General features: G+C 68.9%; 19 protein-coding genes and 1 riboswitch. Of the genes, 3 read left to right on the top strand and 16 right to left on the bottom strand.

From position 1 onward, the window contains the following. Window positions 1–75: 75 nt before the first annotated feature. From OID54_RS31665 to OID54_RS31675, 3 genes are all read right to left on the bottom strand, one after another. Window positions 76–2196, bottom strand: a complete 2121-nt coding sequence (locus OID54_RS31665) for a M4 family metallopeptidase (protein WP_329025136.1) — start codon at window positions 2194–2196, stop codon at window positions 76–78. 1067 nt (window positions 2197–3263) lie between these two features. Next, window positions 3264–4376 (bottom strand): fatty acid desaturase family protein, encoded by a 1113-nt coding sequence (locus OID54_RS31670; RefSeq protein ID WP_329025137.1) that lies wholly within the window; start codon window positions 4374–4376, stop codon window positions 3264–3266. 7 nt (window positions 4377–4383) lie between these two features. Beyond that, window positions 4384–5439, bottom strand: a complete 1056-nt coding sequence (locus OID54_RS31675; RefSeq protein WP_329025138.1) for a ferredoxin reductase — start codon at window positions 5437–5439, stop codon at window positions 4384–4386. 86 nt (window positions 5440–5525) lie between these two features. On the opposite strand from OID54_RS31675, the gene OID54_RS31680 reads away from it, so the two are divergent. Next, window positions 5526–6665: a PucR family transcriptional regulator gene (locus OID54_RS31680; RefSeq protein ID WP_329025139.1), complete on the top strand. Its 1140-nt coding sequence runs from the start codon at window positions 5526–5528 to the stop codon at window positions 6663–6665. Window positions 6666–6918: 253 nt separating this feature from the next. Here OID54_RS31680 and OID54_RS31685 read toward each other — a convergent pair whose 3' ends face one another. Then, window positions 6919–8322, bottom strand: a complete 1404-nt coding sequence (locus OID54_RS31685) for a DUF7507 domain-containing protein (RefSeq protein WP_329025140.1) — start codon at window positions 8320–8322, stop codon at window positions 6919–6921. 511 nt (window positions 8323–8833) lie between these two features. Between OID54_RS31685 and OID54_RS31690 the strand changes: the two genes are divergently transcribed. Further along, entirely contained in the window at window positions 8834–9244 is a 411-nt protein-coding gene (locus OID54_RS31690; RefSeq protein WP_329025142.1) for a GlcG/HbpS family heme-binding protein, read from the top strand. 121 nt (window positions 9245–9365) lie between these two features. Here the strand turns inward: OID54_RS31690 and OID54_RS31695 are convergent, their stop codons facing one another. From OID54_RS31695 to OID54_RS31730, 8 genes are all read right to left on the bottom strand, one after another. Further along, on the bottom strand, window positions 9366–10118 hold the full coding sequence (locus OID54_RS31695; RefSeq protein WP_329025144.1) for a (2Fe-2S)-binding protein: 753 nt from the start codon (window positions 10116–10118) through the stop codon (window positions 9366–9368). After that, a complete protein-coding gene (locus OID54_RS31700) occupies window positions 10115–10942 on the bottom strand; it encodes an ABC transporter ATP-binding protein (RefSeq protein ID WP_329025146.1) in 828 nt (275 codons plus the stop codon). Before OID54_RS31700 ends, OID54_RS31695 begins: the two co-directional genes overlap by 4 nt. Further along, complete coding sequence (locus OID54_RS31705) at window positions 10939–12024, bottom strand: FecCD family ABC transporter permease (RefSeq protein ID WP_443055805.1); 1086 nt, start codon at window positions 12022–12024, stop codon at window positions 10939–10941. Before OID54_RS31705 ends, OID54_RS31700 begins: the two co-directional genes overlap by 4 nt. A 17-nt stretch (window positions 12025–12041) precedes the next feature. Continuing rightward, window positions 12042–13028, bottom strand: a complete 987-nt coding sequence (locus OID54_RS31710; RefSeq protein ID WP_329025147.1) for an ABC transporter substrate-binding protein — start codon at window positions 13026–13028, stop codon at window positions 12042–12044. Between the two features lie 56 nt (window positions 13029–13084). Continuing rightward, window positions 13085–13474 (bottom strand): hypothetical protein, encoded by a 390-nt coding sequence (locus OID54_RS31715; protein ID WP_329025149.1) that lies wholly within the window; start codon window positions 13472–13474, stop codon window positions 13085–13087. Between the two features lie 40 nt (window positions 13475–13514). After that, window positions 13515–13717, bottom strand: a riboswitch (cobalamin riboswitch). Between the two features lie 259 nt (window positions 13718–13976). Next, window positions 13977–14114, bottom strand: coding sequence for a hypothetical protein (locus tag OID54_RS31720; protein WP_329025151.1), 138 nt, complete (start codon window positions 14112–14114; stop codon window positions 13977–13979). A 39-nt stretch (window positions 14115–14153) separates the two neighbouring features. Further along, the gene (locus OID54_RS31725) at window positions 14154–14453 is read right to left on the bottom strand and encodes a hypothetical protein (RefSeq protein WP_329025153.1); all 300 of its coding nucleotides are present in this window, start codon (window positions 14451–14453) and stop codon (window positions 14154–14156) included. Further along, on the bottom strand, window positions 14450–14998 hold the full coding sequence (locus tag OID54_RS31730) for a YciI family protein (RefSeq protein ID WP_329027912.1): 549 nt from the start codon (window positions 14996–14998) through the stop codon (window positions 14450–14452). Before OID54_RS31730 ends, OID54_RS31725 begins: the two co-directional genes overlap by 4 nt. Before the next feature lie 524 nt (window positions 14999–15522). Between OID54_RS31730 and OID54_RS31735 the strand changes: the two genes are divergently transcribed. Continuing rightward, the gene (locus OID54_RS31735) at window positions 15523–16740 is read left to right on the top strand and encodes a hypothetical protein (RefSeq protein ID WP_329025155.1); all 1218 of its coding nucleotides are present in this window, start codon (window positions 15523–15525) and stop codon (window positions 16738–16740) included. 305 nt (window positions 16741–17045) lie between these two features. Here the strand turns inward: OID54_RS31735 and OID54_RS31740 are convergent, their stop codons facing one another. The 4 genes from OID54_RS31740 to OID54_RS31755 all read right to left on the bottom strand — a co-directional run bounded on the left by OID54_RS31740 (window position 17046) and on the right by OID54_RS31755 (window position 21398). Beyond that, window positions 17046–17522: an ATP-binding protein gene (locus tag OID54_RS31740; RefSeq protein WP_329025157.1), complete on the bottom strand. Its 477-nt coding sequence runs from the start codon at window positions 17520–17522 to the stop codon at window positions 17046–17048. Window positions 17523–17923: 401 nt separating this feature from the next. Further along, entirely contained in the window at window positions 17924–18910 is a 987-nt protein-coding gene (locus tag OID54_RS31745) for a LacI family DNA-binding transcriptional regulator (RefSeq protein WP_329025159.1), read from the bottom strand. A 25-nt stretch (window positions 18911–18935) separates the two neighbouring features. Continuing rightward, window positions 18936–20288, bottom strand: coding sequence for an amidohydrolase family protein (locus OID54_RS31750; protein WP_329025161.1), 1353 nt, complete (start codon window positions 20286–20288; stop codon window positions 18936–18938). A gap of 9 nt (window positions 20289–20297) precedes the next feature. Then, window positions 20298–21398 (bottom strand): NAD(P)/FAD-dependent oxidoreductase, encoded by a 1101-nt coding sequence (locus OID54_RS31755; RefSeq protein WP_329025162.1) that lies wholly within the window; start codon window positions 21396–21398, stop codon window positions 20298–20300. Between the last annotated feature and the right edge of the window lie 17 nt (window positions 21399–21415).

Below are 21415 nucleotides of genomic sequence, written 5' to 3' on the forward strand. Positions count from 1 at the left end.
GCGAACACCGCGGGCTACGAGGTCCGGGACCGTCCGCCCCTCGCGGACAGCCCCGGACGGTTGCTGAGCGTGACGTCAGAAGGAGAGTTTCCAGCTGTGGATGGAGGCGGAACCCCCCCAGTCTTCACCGGACTGTGCTCTCAGGTTCCAGGTGCCGTTCGCGGTGTTTGCGGAGGCGTCCACGGCGACGGTGGCGGTGTATCCGCCGCCGCCTTCCGACCAGGTGCCGTTCGCAAGGGGGTAGACAGTGCCGTCCGGTGCCACCAGCTCCAGGACGGGGGTGGTGTCATTGCGGATGGAGAAGTCGACCAGCAGGATGGTGGGGGCGTTGCCGGTGATTGAGGTGACGGTGATCGGCGAGGAGACCTTCGCTCCAGGGGTGCCGTCCGGAAGGCGGCCCGGGATCGGGACGCTGGTGGTGTTCTCGAAGACCGGACCGGTCGGCCTCGGGGCGCCGCCGGGGCGGGTGCCGACGTTGACGGCACCCCAGGCGTGCATCGCATTGGCGTAGGTGACCGAGGTGGCGCCGTAGAGGTCAGCGGCCGCCGAGAGGGTGGCGGCGCGGGCTCCGGCGTAATCCGTGGTGGAGGTCATATAGACGGTGAGCGCCCGGTACCAGATCTTCGCTGCCGCGTCCCGTCCGATGCGGGTGACGGGCAGACCGTCATGGGTGCGGCTGTTGTAGGCGACCCCGTTGATGGTCTTGGCGCCGCTGCCCTCGGAGGCCAGGTAGAACCAGTGATTGGCCGGGCTCGCGCCGTACCGCTGATTCCGGCTCGAAGCGATACGGGGGTGCCAGTAGTCCGTGTAGGCACCGGCTTTGGAGGGCCGGTCCATGGGGCGCGTGAAGTCGCGTTCTCTGCCGGTGTAGGTCTTCTCCCGGATCAGGTAGTCGCCCACGTCATGGGCGTTGTCGGCGCTGAACTCCACCGCGGCGGCGAAGATGTCGCTGTTCGCCTCCGCCAGCGCGCCGGACTCGCCGTAGTAGGAGAACTTGGCGGTGTGGGTGGTGAGACCGCGCATCATCGCGTGCGCCGTGGCCTCGACGCCGGTGTCCGGATTCGTTCCGCCATCGCCGTAGGTCATACAGAAGCAGGTGTCACTCCAGAAGGAGTTGAACCGGTCGTTGATGCCGTAGTGGACCCGGGACAAACCGCCGTCACCGTCATTGCGGATGCCATAGCGGTTGTGCTCATCCGCGAAGTAGTCCCAGGTGACCTGGGCTCCGTACGCGGCGTCCACGGCGTCGGTCTGTCTGTCAGCGGAGGTGCCGTCGCCCCAGACGTTGTTGGTGTCGGAGACGAGTTTGCCTATGCCGTCTCCGAATATGTTGTTGCCTAGGTCGTAGGTTTGGTGGCTCCCGCGAGCGGTGTCGGTCAGGTTGTAGTTGGAGCCGAACTTGAAGACGCCGAGGCGGACCTGACCGCTGTGCCGGCTGTGGCCGATCCCGCTGTTTCTCCGCATGGCGTCATGGCCTTGGAGCCCGGCGCCGGTCTTGGCATCGGCGGGCCGGCTTGGACCGGTGCCGCTGCTGCTCCCCACGGCTTCGCGCCGGTGGATTTCGGCGCCGGTGGTGGCATCGGTGACGATGTGCAGTTCGCTGGGGGTGCCATCGGGCTGGACGCCATTGACCACCGATTCCCAGGCGAGGATCGGGCGACCGGAGGCGGCCCAGATCACCGCACGCGGGGCCTGTGCGGATTTGGTGCTGGTGATTCCCTCCTTCTTGGCGCGGGTCAGGGAGAGGGCCTTGGCGGAGGCGGCGCTGCGGGCGGGGGTGGTGCTGGGTAGGGAGATCCGTGCCGCGGTGGCCTTGGTTACGCCCTTCATGGCACCGTTCGCGGTGGTGTGGACGATCAGATCGCCACCGAGGATGGGCAGCCCGCCGTAGGTCCGCTCGTAGCGGGTGTGCACGGTGCCGTCCGCGTCCGTGAGCACGCTGCGCGGCACCAGACGCTCCTTGCCGCCAAGGCCGAGCGTGGCGGCGGTCCTGGCGCTGCTGGCGGTCGCGTCAGTGAGCAGGGCCGCTTGCTGCGAGGGGCTGAGTTTCGCGGGCAGGGCGCCCGCACGGGCCGACGCGGCCGGGGGAGTCGGCGCTGTGGGCGCGGCGCCCGCGGCGCCGGACGGCAGGGCCACGGTGAAGAGCGCGGCGGAGGCGAGGAACGCGGTCGGGACCTTGAGGGATAGCCGTCTCAAGTGGACTCCTTCTGCGGGCGGCCGTGCGTTGAGGCCGGTACGGGTGGCCCGTCCGGCAGGCCGTGCCGGACGGCAGAGCTGTGCGGTGCGGTGCGGTGCGGCAGAGCTGTGCAGTGCGGATGACAAGGCGCATCGGGATGGTGGGAGGGGTGAATGCCCCTCGAACGAGCAGTGCGGGACCTCGGCTGTGAGTGAGGTACGACGCCTGACAACAATGTGAAGCGTGACACCAGTGATGCAGATAGGACAGTAGTGATTCACGAGTTGGCCCGAACTTATGGCGGGCCGGGATCGGCTGCCGAAACCGCGAACGGTCCCTGCGTTGGGGAGTTCCACGCCGTCCCGATCCGGTTTGACAGAGCCCGGCCAGGGGCGGGCAGGTCAGGCACCCCAAGGGGCCGAACCCGTACAACCGTCAACTTGGACAACAACACGTGGCAGATGCAAGCGGCGGATGCCTGCGGGCACTTGCTTTCGGCGTGATTCGGATTTCTCTGTGACACCTTGGAGACCATGAGTCCGATAGGTGCTATGGACCTGAAGGGGATCGTGCGCCGGATGGCGGCCGTCCTACTCGTCGCGGTCGAGGCAGCAGGCGTCCGGGCTCTCTCCCGTTGACGCATCCCGCAGGGCCGCCAACCGGACGTCGTTGACCTCAACATCGAAGGAGCGCGAGAATGCTCAACTCGCCCTGTCGCTACAGTAGTTGAGGACGCGATCCCGCAGGCGCGGCGGTCCCTTGACAAGGGAGGTCGACTCGTTGGGCTGTTGGGCAGCCTGCGCTGGTGAGCATCGAACCGAACACCGGCGACTGGTTGCAAGGCACTCAGACGTCCTATGACACCGTCGCGGCTAGATGAGCAATTCCAAGGGATGCCTGCGGAGGGTGTGGGGTGGGCGCCGGCCGAGCCACCGTGAGACGGTCAGGCGGCGGGCTGCCGGCTCTGGCGGACCACCGCCCCCGCACCCGTACGCCCGGCGTGCCCGGAGGCGTCTGGAAGGGCGCCCACCTCACCTCGCCCGTTGGTAAACCGGGTGGGCGTGCGCACCCGACACCAGTACTGGGATCAGGCCGCGAGGAGCTCGCGATCCGGCGTCTTGATCTTGGGCTTCTTGTTCGGCAGCGAGAGCCGGAAGACCTTGCGCCACGCGGAGAACACCTGCTTGGGCAGCGGCCCGGTGACGTACTCCAGCTCGTACTTTTCGAACAGCGCGCGCACCTTCACCGCGACCTCTGCGTACCGGTTGCTCGGCAGGTCCGGGAACAGGTGGTGCTCGATCTGGTGCGACAGATTGCCGCTCATGAAATGCATGGCCTTGCTGCCGCTGATGTTCGCCGAGCCCATCATTTGGCGCAGGTACCACTGGCCGCGCGTCTCGCCCTTGATCGACCGGCGCTCGAAGACCTGCACGCCTTCGGGGAAGTGCCCGCACATGATCACCGAGTGGGACCAGATGTTACGGACCAGGTTCGCGGTGAACGTGGCGGCAAGCGTGGTGAGGAACGACGGGCCCGACAGCAGCGGGTGGATCACGTAGTCCTTGAGCACCTGCTTGCGGATCTTGCGCCCCACGGCCTTGGCCCGTGCACGGAACTCCGGGTTCTTGCGGCGGCGCTTGTGCAGATTCTTGCCGAGCTCCAGGTCGTACGCTGCGATGCCGTACTCGAAGAAGCAGGCGTTGATGAAGTTCCACAGCGGCTGGCCGAGGTGGAACGGATGCCACTTCTGGTCCTCGTCGACGCGCATGATGCCGTAGCCGAGGTCGTTGTCCTTGCCGATCACGTTGGTGTACGTGTGGTGCAGCTCGTTGTGCGAGTGCTTCCACTGCTCGGACGGCGAGACGTGATCCCACTCCCAGGTGGTGGAGTGAATCTTCGGGTCTCGCATCCAGTCCCACTGGCCGTGCAGGACGTTGTGGCCGATCTCCATGTTGTCCATGATCTTCGCCACGGACAGACCAACGGTGCCGATCACCCACGCGGGCGGGAAGATCGAGAACAGCAGCACGCCCCTGCTGACCAATTCGAGCCTGCGCTGCGCCGAGATGACCTTACGGATGTAGGCGGCGTCTTTCTCGCCGCGGCTGGCGATCACCTCATCGCGGATCGCGTCCAGCTCGCGGCCGAGCTCCTCGATCTGCTCCGCGGTCAGGTGGGCGGTGGGGTCGATGGCGGTCAAGGTGCTCCTACCGTTCGATGTCGCAGGGGCCCGCCGCGGCGGACACACAGGTCTGGATGAGGACGCCCGGTTCGGCCTCGGTGAGTTCGCCGGTGCGCAGGTCGCGGACGGCGCCTGCCTTCAGCGGTGTGACGCAGCCGAAGCAGATGCCCATGCGGCACCCGGAGGGCATCAGCACGCCAGCCTCCTCGCCGACGTCCAGCAGCGGCGTGGCGCCGTCCGCGTCGACGGTCTTGCCGGTGGTGCTGAACGTGACCTCGCCGCCATCGCCGGCGACGACGATGCTGGGGCGGAAGCGCTCGGTGTGCAGGCGCTCTCGTACGCCGTGCTCGGTCCAGTGCTCTTCGGCGGCGTCGAGCAGGCCCGCGGGCCCGCAGGCCCAGGTCTCGCGCTCGGCCCAGTCGGGCACGAGTTCGCCGAGCCGGGCGATATCGAGCATGCCGTCGGTGTCGGTGTGCACCTCGGTGAGACGCAGCTTCTTCTCCGCCACCAGGTCGTGCAGATCGTTGCGGAAGATCACGTCTTGCGGCTGCGGCGCGGAGTGGACCATGACGACGTCGTCGAACTCGGCGTCGCGCAGCATGCCCATCACAGGCGTGATCCCGCTGCCAGCCGTCAGGAAGAGCACCTTGGCGGGCTTGGCATCCGGCAGCACGAAGTCACCGGTCGCCTGGTCGAGCTGGATCAGCGTGTCCGGTTTTGTCCTGCGGACCAGGTGGTTGCTGACCTTGCCGTCCGGGATCGCCTTCACGGTGATCGTGACGCGGCCGTCCTGACGGTTTGTCGGCGAGGTGATGGAGTAAGCACGCCACAGGCGCACCCCGTCGACGTCGACCCCGATCCGCACATACTGACCGGCCAGGTGGCCGCGCCAGCCCCGTCCCGGCCGAATCACGATGGTCACGGCGTCACCCGTCTCAGGATGCACGGCCTCGATGCGCCCACGCAGGTCAGCCCCCGCACGCAGTGGACTGACCAGGTCGAGGTAGTCCGACGGCAGCAGCGGCGTCGTGACCATCTCCAGCAGTTTCCACGCCCTACTACGGAGGGCTGTACTCGTCATGACCCCAGCTTGATGCGCCTCAGGGCGTAAAGTCCTACCCGTAGGACGTGAATCTAATCGGCTTAGCTGTTCGCAGGGAACAAAAAATGGGGCATGCAAACCAGAGGGCCACCGAGCTGGCCTTGGACAAGACGACGGTCACTGCACTTCGGGCCGCGCTGAAGAGCACCGCCGACGAGGTCGTCGAAGCGATCATCGACGAGGTCCCTCCCTACGCCAACGCCCTCTCGGGCCGCATGGGCGCCACCATCCGCCGAGCCGTCCGCACCGCCCTGGGGCACTACCTGGACCTGGCGAGCGGGAACGCCACGAGCGGTGACGCCGGTGACGCCGCCTATGAGCTGGGCCGCGGCGAGGTGCGCGCCGGGCGTTCGATGGACGCCCTGCTCAGCGCCTACCGTGTCGGCGCCCGCGTGGCCTGGCGATGCCTGGCAGCGGGAGCCGTACCCGCAGGTCTGCCCGCCGCCGAGGTCGCCAAGTTCGCCGAGCTGACCTTCGCCTACATCGACGAGCTCTCAGCCGCGAGCGCCGCGGGCCACGCCGACGAACTGGCCGCACGGGGCCGGGCCCACGAGCGCCACCTGGAACACCTGGCCCGCGACCTCCTCGCCAGCGCGAGCCCGGAAGTGCTGCTGGCCTCTGCTCAACGGGCAGGGTGGCAGCCTCCGGATTCGCTGACCGCGGTCCTGCTGCCCGCCGCCCAGGCCCGGCCCGCCTACCGCGCGCTCGACCCGAGCACCCTCGTCCTCGACGATCTGCAGGACGCCACCGGTGTGCTGCTCGTCCCCGATGCCGACCGATCACATCTCCTGAGGCAGCTGACCGACCGCACCGCCGTGGTCGGCCCGGCCCGGCCATGGACGCGCGCGTCCGCCTCGTACACACGAGCCGTACGCGCACGCTCCCTCTCCTCTGATATTCGCGACACAGAGGACCACCTGCCCGAGCTGGTGCTGAGCGCCGACGTGGACGCGTTCGCAGACCTGCGTGCCCGAGCGCTCGCACCGTTGGGGACCTTGCCCGTCGCGACGGCACGGCGGCTGGAGGAGACGTTGCGGGCGTGGCTGCTGCACCAGGGCAGACGGGACGAGACGGCGGCGGCGTTGTTCGTTCATCCCCAGACGGTCCGGTACCGGATGTCGCAGCTGCGGGAGCTCTTTCCGGATCTCGCATCGCCACACCGGGTCCTCGAACTGACGCTGGCGGTCGGTATTCGGGTCAGCTGATGCTCATCCTGTCGCCGAAGAGGCGGTCGTCAGGGTGGGGCCCTGCGGCGAGGGGCCAGTACGGTCCGGTCGTGGGGCGCGTCGAGCAGGCGCAGCAGTCGTACCGCCGTGTCGAGCAGCGGGGAGTACGGAAGATCCCGCCGCAGGGTGTCCGGTCATCGCCTTCTGGCTGTGTCCCGCCCCCGGCCGTGTCCCCGACAGGGGTTGCTCCGGGGGCGGTTGTTGTGAGGAAGCCCGTGCGGCGTTGGTCGGGCTACTTCTTGGGGGAGCAGGGGTCGCAGCAGGAGGGGGCGGGTTCGACGCAAATGGTGACGGCGTCGGTGTTGTTGGTGGTGTCGGGATCCTTTTCGTTGCCGGTGACGGTTGCGGTGTTGCCGATCCGGCCTGCCTTGGTGGCCTTGGCCCGGAGCACGAGGGTGGCGAAGGCATCGTCGGCCAGGTCGCCCACGGTCCACTGCCCGGTGGCCGGGTCGTAGCTTCCGGGCGTGCCGTCGGCGGACAGGAAGGTCAGCCCGTCGGGGAGCTGGTCGGTGACGGACACGCCGGTGGCCTGGTTCGGGCCGGAGTTGTGGACGGTGATGCGGTAGGTCACCGTCTGGCCGACGGTGACAGTGGTTGCGTCGGCCGCCTTCGTCACGGCCAGGTCGGCGGCCGGTTTGACCTGCGTGACTTGCTCGTTGGATGTGGACGTCAACGGCTCTGGCTGGTCGCCGAGCCGGTTCTCGTAGGAGGCGGTCGCGGTGTTGCTGATCTGCTTGCCGCCGCTGATCAGATCGATGGTGACCCGGTACTCCACCGTGGTTCCCGCCGGCAGGGTCTCGGTGTTGGGGAGGCTGCCCCCCTCCACGCCGGATGCGCCGTTGCCGAGATGGAAGACGACCTTGTTCGCTGCGGCGTCGTACGACGCCTGGTCGTCCCCTGGGGTGTCAGTCTTCGCCCCGGCATTCGGGCCGTCGATGATCCGCAGGGAACCGGGCAGGTAGGTCGTACCTTGCGGGATGACGTCGGTCAGGACGAGGTTCTCGGCCGCGCCGCCGCCCTCGTTCTTCGTGGTGACGCGATAGGTGACGACGTCACCCACCTCCAGCGGCCCCGCCGGAATGGCCGTCTTGGTGAGTACCACGTACGGAGCGGTGCCGAAGAAGATGCCGTCCAGGAAATTGCCGATGCCGGGATTGCCGCCGGCGGCGGAGATGGAGCGGAAGGCGAAGCGCGTCAGCGTCTGGTCTGCCGGGACGGTGTAGGTGCCGGTGTAGTGACCCCAGGCGGTGTTGCCGTCGGTGAAACGCCTCTGTTCCGCGGTGGAGCCCGGGGCGCCGATGTCCAGCGCCATGGTGTCCGCCCCTTGGCGACCCCGGTGGTACAGCCGCCAGTACAACTTTGTGCCGGGCGTGGTCGGCAGGTCCTGGTAGAGCGTGGAGACCTCCCTCGCGTTGAGCTCGGCGAACTGGGCGCCCTCGGCCGCCGGCACACCGTTGAAACCAGACCGCCACAGCTCGATCATGTGGTCGGTGGCGGTAGTGCGCCAGCCCGGGACCCACTTGGCCGTCTGTGTCTGTGAGGCGTCCGGCAGAATCTCCACACCGGTGACGACGGGCGCTTCGAAGCTGCCGTTGGCCAGGGCAACGCGGAGTGGAGCAGCGGGAGGTGTCGCCATGTTGCTTCCCCTTGAGTCGATGCTTCTGGAGCGCACCGCCGATCGCCGAGCCTTCGGGCGCTGTGGCGGAGCCGAAACGCCAGTAGCGCAACGCATTTGTGCGAATGCGTAAAGGGATGCGCACATGAGGTCGGCCAACTCCGTGCGGCAGGTTTGCGGGCCCCACCCCGGGCCAACTCCCGCCCCACGTCACTCATATCGCGGTTGGCACACCACTTCCACCACACATGACTCCTAGCTCCCCCTCGCCCACCTCCGCCATGACCGAAAGCCCTCGTTGCACCTCTGGTGGTTCCGTTGCTCAGGGTGAATCAGCAACCAGCGAGGTTGACGCGTCCGGCGCGGTAGCGGCGGCCCACGGAGGAACTCATGTCTTCGTCCGACCCGACTACTGCGTCAGCATCCTCAGATTGACCTGTCTGTTCCGCGGCTGTGCGGCACTCGGGTACTTCTGCCCCGGTCGACGGCGTGGCCGTGCCAGGGCGACGACGACGAGCAGCAGGCTGGCCGTGTGATCCAGTTCGCTTCAGTGACGCTTGAGGACGCGCGCCGCATCCTGACGGCGGGCGAGGCCAGGGCCACGGAAATCGGTGTGCCGTGCAACATTGCGGTCGTCGATGCCGGAGCACACCTGGTAGCGCACATCCGGATGGACGGTTCCCAGCTGGGGAGCATCACGCACGCCATCGACAAGGCTTTCACCAGCTGCGCCTACCGTAGAACCACCGAAGCCCTGGGCCGCGACGGACAGCCCGCGGGGCCGCTCCACGGCGTGGCCAATACGCATCAAGGGCGGGTGGTCATCTTCGCCGGCGGCATCCCTCTGGTCCACGAAGGCCAGGTAGTGGGAGCGATCGGTGTCAGCGGCGGCACGATCGAGGAGGACCGTACGGTTGCCGAGGCGGCGGTCGCCGCGTTCTGAACCCGGCCCACCCCTTGCCTTCCGGCGCTCGGGGCCGTACCCGGCAGGGGCCTTACCCGGCAACGGAGGGCTGTCCCAACAACCGTACCCCCGCTCCAGGCTTGCCCGCCGCTGTGGACGGTCAGTCGTCGGTGTGCTGGGTGCCGTGGGCTGTGCGGTCGAGGAGCCCGCAGTCTCCGCACTTGGCGCCCGCAGGGGCCCGGTAGTAGAGACAGCAACTGCGGCGCCGGAACGTCAGCTCAGGGCCGGTGATCCGGCCGGTCCCGGCGAGACGTCGAGTGCGCAGCAGCTCGTCGATCAGGACAGTGAGCCGTTCCCGTGCACCGGGGCGAGCGACGAGGATCGCGCGGCCCGCCTCGACCAGGGCGGACGCCGAGTTGCCGTCGAGGAGCCGAGGCGCCACTTTCACCCGCAGCCCGGCCCGCAGCACATCCAACTGACCGGTCATCACGGCCCCGTACAACTCGTCCGCCAGTCGGGGGACCCGCTCCGCGTACTGTCCGGTGGCGTCCGGCAGCCGTAGGGCCGGGCCCTCGTCGGCGCGCTGGAGCCCCGATAGATCGGGGACTATCCCGTGCAGGACCGTGCACGCCAACACCGGGGACCAGAGCCGGGCCGCGTGCCCGAGCTGAGCGATCGACGCGCCGAGCCGCAGCTCGGGGCTGCGGTGCCGGGCCGCCGTCGCGGCGACCAGGTCCGGGAACCCGCGAGCATACGATTCGGTGACGGGGTGCCAGCCGACGTCCGGGCCACCCAGCCGTACCGCGAAGAAGCCGCCGAGCCCCGCGATGTCGCGCAGCGCGGCCCTGACCTCCGTGGCCGGGGCGGCGCGCGGGATCGTCTGTCGCACCTGATGGTTGCGGGGGCCCGTCATATCCGGTCCGGGAACTGTTCCGCACCCGTCAGCAGGGTGATGTGCGGGGTCCCGGTACGAGGGTGCGCGGTGACCTCGGCGTCGACCCGGTACACATCCGCGAGCAGCCCGGTCGTCAGCACCTCCGCGGGGGAGCCGAGAGCGACCACCCGGCCGGCCTCCATAACACAGACACGGTCGCAGAACGCAGCGGCGAGGTTCAGGTCGTGCAGGGCGACGAGGGCCGTGACGCCCAGTTCGCGCAGCAGCCGCAGTACATCCAGCTGATGGCGCAGATCCAGATGGTTCGTTGGTTCGTCCAGCACCATCGTCCCGGTGTGCTGGGCGAGGGCGCGGGCGATCAACACCCGTTGCTTCTCCCCTCCGGAGAGCCGGTCGAACGGCACCGGAGCCAGCGGTGCCACATCGAGGCGTTCCAGCGCGTCCGCGACGATCGCCCGGTCGTCGGCGTCATCACCCGCGAATGCCCGCTTGTGCGGAGTCCGGCCCATCGCGACCACGTCGTACACGGACAGCTCGAAGTCCCCGGCGCTCTCCTGGAGGACGGCGGCGAGTCGCCGCGCCAACCGCTTGCCGGGCAGCGCCCACACATCGTCGCCGTCCAGGAGGATCCGGCCCGAGGTGGGACGCAGTGTCCGGTACACCGTGCGCAACAGGGTCGACTTGCCCGCACCGTTGGGACCCGCGAGCCCGACCACCTCCCCAGGTGCCACGCACAGCGAGACTCCGTCCACCAGTGCCCGGCCGCCCATGACCACCGAGACCTCCTGGAGGTCGAGCAGGCCGGGCCCCGGGCCCTGGCCGTCCGTCAGCGGTGCCGTCATGAGGTCCTCCGTCGCATCAGCCAGAGGAAGAACGGTCCGCCGACGAGCGCGGTGAGGATGCCGACGGGTATCTCCTCCGGACTCATCAGGGTCCGGGCGGCCAGATCCGCCATGATGAGGAACGCCGCGCCCAACAGCGCCGCTGCGGGCAACGCACGGCGGTGGTCGGCGCCCACCAGCAGCCGCACCACGTGCGGCATGATCAGCCCGACGAAACCGATCTGCCCGCTGACCGCCACGATGGTGCCGATCATCAGAGCCACCAGGGTGAACAGGGCGGCACGGAACCGGTGCACATCCAGCCCGAGCGCGGTCGCCGCCTCCTCACCGGCCAGCAGCAGGTTCAGCGGACGGGTCACCCCGAGCAACACTGCCGTACCGGCGAGGACCACCACGGCCGGTAGCCACACCATCGACCAGGTGGTGCCCGCAAGTCCGCCGAGCATCCACCGCAGAGCCGACTGGGACTTGTGCGGGTCATTGGAGGTCACGATCAGGAAACTCGCCAGCGCGGAGAGCACCTCCGCCGTGGCGACCCCCGCCAGCACCAGCCGGATCGTGGTCATCCGACCACCCGACCTGGCCAGGAAGTACACCGCGACCAGCGCCGCGAGCGCCCCGGCGAACGCCGCAACCGGCAGGGTCACGAGCCCGAACACGGTGATGTTGAAGACCAGTACCGACACCGCGCCGACCGACGCACCCGAGGACACCCCGAGCAGCATCGGATCGGCCAACGGATTGCGGACCAGCGCCTGGAGAGCCATGCCGGAGACGGCGAGACCCGCGCCGACCACCCCGGCCAGCAGGACCCGGGGCAGCCGCACATCCAGCACGATCGTCTCGCGGACCGGGGTCCAGGTGACCTCGGCGAGCCCAGGATGCACCTGGTGCAGGACGATCGACCAGACCTGCCCGGTTGGGACGCTGATGGACCCGACGGCGATCCCCGCGGTCGCGGCGAGGAGCACCAGCACCGCCAGCACGGCCAGCACCAGCCCGTACGGCGGTCGGCCCCGGCCGCCTACCGCGGCGGTCGGCCCGGGAGCCTTGGTGGCGGTGTCCGAGACAACGTCACCCAAGGCCCGGGGCGCGCCCGTCACCGGAAACGGTCCGGGTGCAGCTGACGGGCCAACGACTCCACACCCGCCGGTACTCGCACCCCGAGCACGGTCGAGGACAACGGGAGCACCGCGAACCGCTTGTTCTTGATGGCGGGCACGTCCTGGAGCGCCGGGTGCGACAACAGGAACTTCTTCTTGGCCGCGAGGGGTTGGTCCCCGTAGTCATAGATCACGACGACCTCGGGGGCCCGTTCGGCGACCTGCTCGAACGAGACATCACCGAACTGCTTGTCCAGATCGGCGAAGATGTTCGTCCCGCCCGCCTCTTTGATCATCTCGTTGCCGACGCCCGCGCCGCCCGCGGTGAACGCCGTCTTGTCCCCGCTGTCGTACACGAACACCTTGAGCGCATCGACGCCGCCGAGTTTCTTGTCGACCGCACCGAGCGCCGCCTCGGCCTTCTTCACCTCGCGTTCCGCACGCTCCGGAACCCCGAATATCTTCCCGATGCCGCGTAGTTCCTCGCCGATCATCGCCATCGTCACCGGTCCCGTCGGGCACTCCTCCACATTCAGATAGGAGTCGATGCCCGCTTTGGCGAGAGCGGCCCGGCTGCGGCCCTCCTTCTCGTCGAAGGTGCTCGCGAACCCGGCGTAGGCGAAGTCCGGTTCGGCGTTGAGCAGCACCTCGAAGGACGGGTACTCCTTCGAGAGCACTTTGATCCCCCCGTAGGCGTCCTGGTACTCGGGGAGGATCTTGTCGTCGAGATAGGCGGTGCCCGCCATCGACTTCTCCAGACCGAGCGCGAGCAGCACTTCGGTGGCGTGCTGGTTCAGCGTCACCGCGCGCCGCGGCGGACGCTCGTACGTCGTCTTCACCCCGCAGTTGGTCACGGTGACGGGGAAGCCCTCAGGCGAGGATCCCGAGGCGGCGGGATCGTCCCGGTCGGTCGATGTGCCACCACCACAGCCCGCCACCAGGAAAGCGGCAGCGGCCAGCAGGGACAGGGAGCGTTTCGCCATGATGTGGTCGGTCCTCTCACCGCGGACGCCCGTGCGCCGCGGTCGGTTGGAAGGGTTCAGCGAGGGTCGCCGGACGACGCGTCACGGACCCGCCGTGGCGGGGTGAAGGCGTACAGGCCGAGGATCTCCGGCAGCGGGGCCTCTCCGGGGCCGCCCGCGCGTACCCAGTCGACGATGTCGTCGGTTGCGGCGGGGTCGTTGACGAGGCCGAGCCAGACAGGTCGGGCACCGGCGGCGCGTCCCGCAGCCGAGGGCTGGACGACGACCACATTCGCCTGGTCGCAGACGTCCAGACACTCGGAGATCCGTACCGGTAGGTCCCGGCTCAGCGCGGCGACCTGCGCTGCGTGATCGATACCGGTCACTTTCGCGCTGCCGCAGCAGCAGTCCCGGCACACGACGACCCGGCACGGCACCGGAGCCCCGGAACGTTGCCCTTCGGGCATCCCGACTCACCCTCCCCTCTGGGGAGATCCGCCCCAGCTCTGTCGAGGAGGCGACCGCGTGAGTCTCCTGGCTCTCGGGTCAAGGCTCGCCCCAGCCTTCCCACCCGCGTAGGGGCAGTGGTCTGTTTGGGGTTCGCTCGCCGATCACAGTGGCGGGACCGCACCGGATTCACACCGGTTTCCTCGATCCGCCGTCGCCTTTCGGCGTCATCATGACAGACCGCGCGGCCGGATCGTATGTCTGGGCCGCAGTTGAAGCGCAGGTCACACGGCGAAGACCGGGTCGAATGGTGCAATCCACCAACCCGAAGGTGGCCGGGGCGGCTGTCGGCCTTCCCGGTCAGAGCGGCGCGCGGATACCGGAACGCATCTGCGCGATGGCACCATCCCGCGCTTCCAGGCCGGGCGAGAGCTCTGCTGTGGGCCAACGCCATTCGCCGGGGAAGGGGTCCGCCGGAGCTCTGGGTCGGACCGCCATGGTTGCCCGGTGGGCTGGTGGTGATCAGCTCCGGGCCGCCACGGCTGCCCCGGCGGTGGCCAGGATGCGATGCAGGACGGGGACCGGGATCGCCGGATTGGTGACCGCCGCGCATGCCGTGTCGCGGTCGTGCAGCAGCCCGGCGAGGACGCGGGCCGTCACCCGAGGCCCGTCCGTGCTGGGCTCTTCCGCCAGGAGCACCTACCCGTCGAGGGAGAGCGCCACGAACCAGGGGTCGCCGGTCAGCCCCGGCACACCGCCCCCGGTGTAGCGCGTGGTCCACGAGGAGTCGTTGCCGCCGATCCGATGTCCGAGGACTGCCACCAGGAACTCGCCGTCAGCATCTGCAAGGCGGCGCCACCACGTGGTGTCGAGCGCTTTCCCGACCGCACCGTCCGGCGCCGCGATCCCTCGCGCGATCCGCCAGCCGGCCTCCGGCGGCAAAAGATTGCCCGGGCGGACGTCCTCGACGACCGTGAGCCCGGTGCCTGCGTGACTCATCGACGCCCGCCGAACTCCCAGGCGTGGACCTCAATGTCCGCGTACCGGTCCGCAGTCAGGGTGGCGCGTGCCGTATCCGGATCTGGGGCGCTGAGCAGCACCGCCGTACCCAGCCAGGTGTCGCCGTCGTCGGACAGCAGCGGCCCGTACGCGATCAGCTCGTCCTGTTCGGTCGGCAGGGCGAGGTCTGCGGCCAGGCCCTCGCCGAGGCCCAGCACCAGGTACCGATTGCCACCGCTTTGGCCACCGGGAAAATCCCACATGGTGCGCCCCAGCACATTGCGCCACCGGCGCAGTAGCACGTCCCGGTACACACCGGCCTGGTAGTTGGGTTCGTCGAAGGCGAACGCACGGGCAGCCGCGGGATCGGGCAGATCGACGATGTGCACGCTTCCCGTGGGCGTTTCATCATCATCGGCGAAGGTCGGACCGCGAGCGATCAGATCCTTTGCGTACCGGTCCATGTAGGACCAGTGCTCCTCCAGCAATTCCTCGCGTAGCGCCAGGGAGTTCAGCCGGTCTCGGTGGTAGCAGAAGTACTCCATGACCACAGACCCTTCCTCACCAAGGGCGCTATCTCAACCCGCTTGGCCGCCGAAGAGCTCGCGTTCCAGAAGGCGCAGCTTCCGTCAAGCGGTGTAGCCACCTGGGCTGCCCGGTCTCAGGCAATTGGCCTGCGCTGCCCTGTAGTCGAGCGATGAGGACCCCGTCCGGCCGGGCTTGGTGCCGGGCGATGGCCGGAAGCCGCCGCGGTCTCCTGCCGTGCACAGGCGGGGGAGGGAGCTCGTCTGCCGTCGGCCGCGATCCTCACCCGGGGACCGGAAGTGCTGTTGGGGCGCCTTCACTTGGAGCCCAGGACCGTCTGGGGGTGGGGCGGAGGGGTCGGACAGTGGGTTACACGAGAAAGGTGAACGGGTGTACGAATCCAGCCGTTTCCAAGATCAGGCTGCCAATGGGCCATCAGAGGCGGAAAACTTGAGCCGCAGCGCGGGTTCCCCGTGGGCCTGGAACAGACGAAATGCCCCTGCACGTGCACGTCAATGTCCTTAAAGAGATCAGGAGTCTCCGGATGGCCCCCTTGCGCGTTGCCCGGCCTGTAACCCTTGCCGCCACGGCAGCGGCAACCGCCCTGCTCCTCCTGGGTTCGGCGCCCGTGGCAGTGGCCGAACGCTCCGGACCGGAGCTGAACTCACGGCTGCTCCCGATCCCGCCGGGAGGGCTCCACAGTTTCGTCAAGGGGCTGAACAGCAGCGGCACGGTCGTCGGCGAGTACTACGTGGAGGGCTCCGACGGGCCACTCGGGATCCGGTGGAACGCCAACAGCCCCGGCTACACCCGACTAGCGCCACTGCCCGGGGAGCGGTTCAGCCGCGCGATCGCGCTCAGCGACCGTGGATGGGCGGTCGGCACGTCCTACAACAGCCTGCCCAACACCAACCCCGTCCGCTGGACACCGGGCGCCACTCCGACGCGGTTGACGCTTCCCGCTGGGACTCAAGGCGGTAACGCGTCGGCCGTCAACAACTCCGGTGTCGTCGTCGGCTACGCGTCCGAGGAGAGCAACCGCTCCCACCCCCTGCGCTGGCAGTCTGACGGCAGCAGGATCGACCTGCCCGTGCTGCCCGGCGACAACAGCGGCACCGCCACGTCGATCAACAATGCGGGCACGGCGGTCGGGTGGACCGAGAAGCGCGACGGCACCGGTGGCCCCGCGCACCCGGTGCGCTGGAACGCGGCGGGTGTCGTGAGCGCGCTGCCCCTCCCCGCGGGGTTCGCCGGGGCCCGGACGAGCCAGATCACCGACAACGGCGTGGTCTTCGGTCATGGGCGGCTTGCCGGGAGCACGGAGTACGACCGGGTCCTGGTGTGGGCGGCCAACGGCACCGTCCGCGACGCCGGGCGTGGGCGGGGGTACGACGTCAACCGGGCGGGTACCGCCGTGGGGGCTTCGTTGGAGGACAACCCGAACGGTGACACGGCCCGCTGGAATGCGAACGGCACCCGGACCGTGCTCGCCAATCCGGCGGAAGCGGCCGGGGAGGTGCTGGCGATCAACAACCGGGGGGCGGCCGTTGGATACGCGTGGCCGCCCGCTGGTAACCCCGCATTGGACAAGGCCCTGTTGTGGAAGCCCAACGGCACGGTCGTTCCGCTGCCGTCGACACCTCTCGGCCCCTACGCCGCGGCGTTCGCGATCAATGACGCCGGAGTGATCGCCGGATTCGCCGTCGGCACCGACGGCGCCGGCAACGCGACGACCTGGCGTGCGACCGTCTGGAAGCGCTGAGGGCCGCCGCCTCCTCGACGGGAGCTCCGGTATGGGGGCGGCCAAGGAATGCAGCTCGCGGTCCCCGGCGCGTCAGGCGCCGGGGATGGGCTGGCGCCGCCGCCCGTCCGCCATCGTTGTGGGCAGCGCTGGTGCAGCAGTACCGCTCGGGCAGGGCCGGAGTCCCGATGTCCTTTGGGAGGTCGATGTCGAACCCGAAGGACCCGGCTGGGGGCGCACGCGGGCAGGCTCATGACCTGGGGCAACGCCACCTCGCCTGGAGCGCCAGGACCGTCAGCCAGTTTCAGGAATCCACCGGTCTGCGCTCACATGGCCTGGCGGCCGGCGGCATCTCCGCCCGGGTCGTCGGCGAGAACGATGGAGATCGCGATCCGCTTGCCCACCGGCTCCCGGTGAATCGCGAAGCTCTGGCTGACCGCCACCACGATCTCCAGGCCGTGCTGACCGACCCGTGTCGGGTCTGCGGGCAGGAGCAGCGGCAGCGTCGTACTGCTGTCCCAGACGCTCACCTGGACTGCGCCGTCCTTGATCTGCAGTGTCAGCAGACACGGCCCGGGCGCGAACTTGCGCGCATTGGTCACCAGCTCGCTGACCGCGAGCTTCACCGTGTCCATCGCCCGTCTCGACACCGGCAGCCCGTGCACGGCTTGGACCGAAGTGAGGAACTCGCGGACCAGGTCGCGAGCCCCACCGATCTCCCCACTGTCCTCGAACACGGCCGAGACAGTTATCGGACGGTCCACGAGCAACTCGTGCCCCTCGTCCTGAGCAAGCAGGTCCATACATCCGCCCATTTGTTCACCAGCATTGACGTGACGCACCCCGGATACCCCCGAAATGACAGTCCACTCCTGCACCCCTCCCAGCAGGCCCGTCGCGTCACAACATCACCGCGAGCTTCACAGGGCGACGGTAGGTCGGAAGGCACAGCTCCCCCTCGGCCTCGTCCAGAGCAGCCGGCACTCCCGCTGTCCGGGAAACGATCAGCCCACGGGGTGATGATCGCTAGGAGTGGACGTCGGGGGTGCTCCCACGGAGCCGGGTCGGCTCTGGGGGAGCGAGGGGACTCCTTGACGCGAGCAGCTCAAGGAGTCCCGCAAAGATCCGGGCAGGCTCGGCTACCGGAGTCCGGCCCGGGTGGCTCCCGGCGGCGACGGTCCCCGTTGGGGGATCCCGTTGCCGTTCACCCGCTCTCGCCGCAGGACGTGCGGGCGATGAGTTGTGGTTCGAATCGGAGCTGTACCGGGTGGGTGGGATTCTCGACGATCAGATCGGCCGCGCTCTGCCCCATCCGGTACGAGGGTTGTGCAACCACCGTGATCCCGAGGGCCGGTGCCCAGGAGAAGTCGTCCATCGTCAAGAATCCGATGTCGTCCGGGATCACGAGCCCCCGGGCGGTCAGTGCCGAGTGAACGGCGACCGTACGAAGGCCCGTGAGGCAGACGATCGCGTCCAGCGGGGGCCGGCGGGACAACAGCGCGTCCACTGCCTCGCCGGATTCCGCGTTGACCGAGACCGCCGCGACGGCGTCGTCGGGCAGCGGCAGCCCCGCCTCGGCGAGCCCTTGCCGTAGCCCCTCGGTCCGTCCGAGCTGTGAAGGCCGGGTTCCGGATGTCACCACCCCGACCGAGCGGCGTCCGCACGAGATCAGATGCTCGGCCATCATCTGACCGGCAGCCACGTTGTCGAGGCTGACCGAGTGCAGACCGGGAGGCGGATCCGGCACCGACCGCGCGACGACGACGCAGGGGGTTCCTCCCAGGGCCATCCTGCGCGTCCTGTCATCGGTGGATTCACTGGCCGTGACGATGAGGCCGCGCACTCGCTGCTCGTCCATGGCCTGGATCTGTGCGAGCTCGCGATCAGGACGCAGGAACGTGTTGGCGAACATGACCAGGCTGCCGTTGGCGGCGGCCACCTCGTCGATGCCGCGGATCAGATCGAGGTAGAACGGGCTGCTCAGATCCCCCATGACCACGCCGACGGTGCTGGAACGCCCGGCGAAAATGCTCTTGGTGAGGGCGTTCGGCGAGTACTCAAGCCGGGTGACCGCATCCCACACCCTGGTCGCGGTCGCCTCCTTGACGGCGCCGCCGTTGAGTACCCGCGAGACCGTCGCCACCGATACTCCTGCCGCCGATGCGACATCGCCGATGGTTGTTCGCTTCACCGTCCGTCCCTTCCAGCCGCTTCGGTCAGGCGGTGACACGCCGGCCGTCGTGGACAACGATCTCACCGCCGATGATGACAGTGCGAACCTGCGGCAGCTCCGCCGGGTCGGTCAGCACGAGATCGGCGATCGCACCCGGAGTGATGCGTCCACGCCGGGGTGCCACACCCGGGATGGCGTCGGCGACATTGGCGGTGGCCATGGCGACCGCCGCGGGCAGGCGGACCACACCGGCCTTGGTGGCACGGTCGATCGCGAGCAGGATCGGGTCGTGGTGACCGCCCGCGTAGTCGGTCGAGATCGTGTCGACGAGCCCCGCCGCGAACATGGCGTAGAGCAGTTCGGGACCGGTGGTCAGCCGCCGTGCGCCGAAGGTGTCGAGAGTGGAGACGTCCACGGTCGCGCCCAGCTCTTTGAGCCGTTCGGCGTGCTCCAGTGCCTCGCGCGGGTCGAAGCTCGAATGGTTGGAGTGCCCGGCGACGAGCCGCACTCCGGTCCTGGCGATCGCGGCGACCTGAGTCATCGACGCGGCTGCGTTGTGCACCAGTACCGGCACGCCGACCTGTTGGGCGTACTCCGCGGCCTCGCCGAGTCCCTTCAGGGCGATGTCGAAGGCGGGCAGGACGATGTCCGAGACGATGCCGCGGATCTCCTCAACCGACAGCTTGCCGGCCAGCCCCGCGGCCACCAACGCCTCTTCGACCGTGTCACGGTCGAACGACGAGGCCGAGATGTGCCGGCCCAACACGGAGATCTTCAACGCGTCCGCCTGCCGGGGCGTGATCGTCACCCCGGTGCGCCGCGCCACCTCGGCCGGGATGTACATATAGCTCGCCCCACCGCCGCCCAGGGTGTGACCGGCACCGATCTCGCCGAGGGCAACCGCGCCCTCACCGACCGCCCGGCGCGCAGTGTAGGCGCGGTGCTCATCGGTGAGGCCACCACCGTCGGCGATGGTCGCCGCCCGTAGGCAGGCCGGGGTGTTGCAGGAGGCCAGTCTGACGGTGACCGGGTGGTCCTCGTCGGTCCTCGCGACCGCTTCGGCGGTGACGAAACCGTCGACGCACAGCACGGTGGTCGTGCCCTCCAACAGATGTCGGTCGAGGTTGGCGAGCACCTGCCCGGGCGGGAGCCCTTCGTGGCCGCTGGGGAAGAGCGGGCCGTACGCGGTGCCATGAGTGTGGTTGTTGATCAGCCCCGGAAGGGCGAGAGCGCCCGCGGTTTCAACGATCTCATCCACGGCGCCGTAGGTCTCCGCGGGCCTGGTGGGCAGGATCTCGTGGATCACACCTTCCTCGACCACGATGTCCACCCCGCGCCGGAGGTCGCTGCCGGTGCCGTCGACGAGATCGCAACCGTGCAAGACAGTCGTATGCACAACGTCTCCTCAGAATCGCTCGAAGCGGAAGGGGGCCAGCTCCCCGGTGCGGTCCTCGCCCAGGACTTCGGCGGCGACGAGAGCACCGGCGTACAGACTGAGCGTCGCCCCGCTGTGGGAGACGGCGAAATGGAAGTTGGGCAGGTCGGGTGCCCGGCCCAGTACCGGCAGACCGTCGCCGGGGATGGGCCGCTCGCCCACCCGGATGCTCTCCACGCTCGCCGCGCCTAGTCCCGGGTACAGCGCGCGGCCTGCCGCCATCAAGCGGTCGACTGCGGTCTGCTCCACACTGATCTCGCCGGTGTCCAGGACCTGCGCCGCACCGTCGATGTCGTGCGTGTGCAGGAGCAGCCGTCCGGCGCCGTCCGGCCTGAGGTGGACCTGCGGGGCGTGCACGACACGGGACGTGGAGACCGCGGCCGGCGAGGTGTAGACGAGGACCCCGCGTGTGTTGCGCATGGGCAGGTCCAGGCCGGCGAGGTCCGCGATGTGGTCGGCCTGCGGGCCGGCGCAGTTGACCACGGCGTCCGCGGTCAGTCGCTGCCCCGACGCGAGGAGGACCGAGGTCACCCGGCCGCCGGACACATCGACTCCCGTGACCGCGTCGTGCCAGATCCGCTCCACGCCCGCGGTGGAGAACAGATGGGCGATCAAGCGGGTCGGTTCTATCCAGCCCTCTGCCGGGAAGTAGGCGATCTCGTCGGCCGGCAGTTGGGCGGGATTCATATCGGGCTCAAGGCGCAGTGCGTCCGCCCGGGTGAGCCACCGTGCCTCGTATCCGTAGCTCGACACCATGGCGACCTTGCGGCGCAACCGCTCGCACTCGTCGTCGCTGCCGCCCCACTCCAGATTCCCGCCCTCGTGGTACCAGTCGCTCCCGGGCACATCGTGCGCCAGCTTCGCGTGCGCCTCCATCGAGGCGACGCTGAGATCGTGGTACGCCCGCGGCTGCTTGCCGCAGGAGTTGGTCCACGAGAAGGTCGCCCCCGATGTGCCACCCGCCGGTGCGCCCCCGTCGACCACCGTGACGCGGGCGCCCCGGCGTGCGAGTTCGGCGCTCACCGCCGCCCCGTAGACACCGGCACCGATGACAACGACGTGCTCAACCATGTGGATTCCTCTTCTCT

The sequence above is a fragment of the Streptomyces sp. NBC_00690 genome (assembly GCF_036226685.1).
Lineage (GTDB): Bacteria > Actinomycetota > Actinomycetes > Streptomycetales > Streptomycetaceae > Streptomyces.

Bases quoted from the DNA above. Each gene is read 5' to 3' on its own strand.
- OID54_RS31675 (WP_329025138.1), bottom strand. From the start codon at position 5,439: ATGACGAGTACAGCCCTCCGTAGTAGGGCGTGGAAACTGCTGGAGATG.
- OID54_RS31680 (WP_329025139.1), top strand. From the start codon at position 5,526: ATGGGGCATGCAAACCAGAGGGCCACCGAGCTGGCCTTGGACAAGACG.
- OID54_RS31685 (WP_329025140.1), bottom strand. From the start codon at position 8,322: ATGGCGACACCTCCCGCTGCTCCACTCCGCGTTGCCCTGGCCAACGGC.
- OID54_RS31695 (WP_329025144.1), bottom strand. From the start codon at position 10,118: ATGACGGGCCCCCGCAACCATCAGGTGCGACAGACGATCCCGCGCGCC.
- OID54_RS31700 (WP_329025146.1), bottom strand. From the start codon at position 10,942: ATGACGGCACCGCTGACGGACGGCCAGGGCCCGGGGCCCGGCCTGCTC.
- OID54_RS31710 (WP_329025147.1), bottom strand. From the start codon at position 13,028: ATGGCGAAACGCTCCCTGTCCCTGCTGGCCGCTGCCGCTTTCCTGGTG.
- OID54_RS31715 (WP_329025149.1), bottom strand. From the start codon at position 13,474: ATGCCCGAAGGGCAACGTTCCGGGGCTCCGGTGCCGTGCCGGGTCGTC.
- OID54_RS31725 (WP_329025153.1), bottom strand. From the start codon at position 14,453: ATGAGTCACGCAGGCACCGGGCTCACGGTCGTCGAGGACGTCCGCCCG.
- OID54_RS31730 (WP_329027912.1), bottom strand. From the start codon at position 14,998: ATGGAGTACTTCTGCTACCACCGAGACCGGCTGAACTCCCTGGCGCTA.
- OID54_RS31735 (WP_329025155.1), top strand. From the start codon at position 15,523: ATGGCCCCCTTGCGCGTTGCCCGGCCTGTAACCCTTGCCGCCACGGCA.
- OID54_RS31740 (WP_329025157.1), bottom strand. From the start codon at position 17,522: ATGGACCTGCTTGCTCAGGACGAGGGGCACGAGTTGCTCGTGGACCGT.
- OID54_RS31755 (WP_329025162.1), bottom strand. From the start codon at position 21,398: ATGGTTGAGCACGTCGTTGTCATCGGTGCCGGTGTCTACGGGGCGGCG.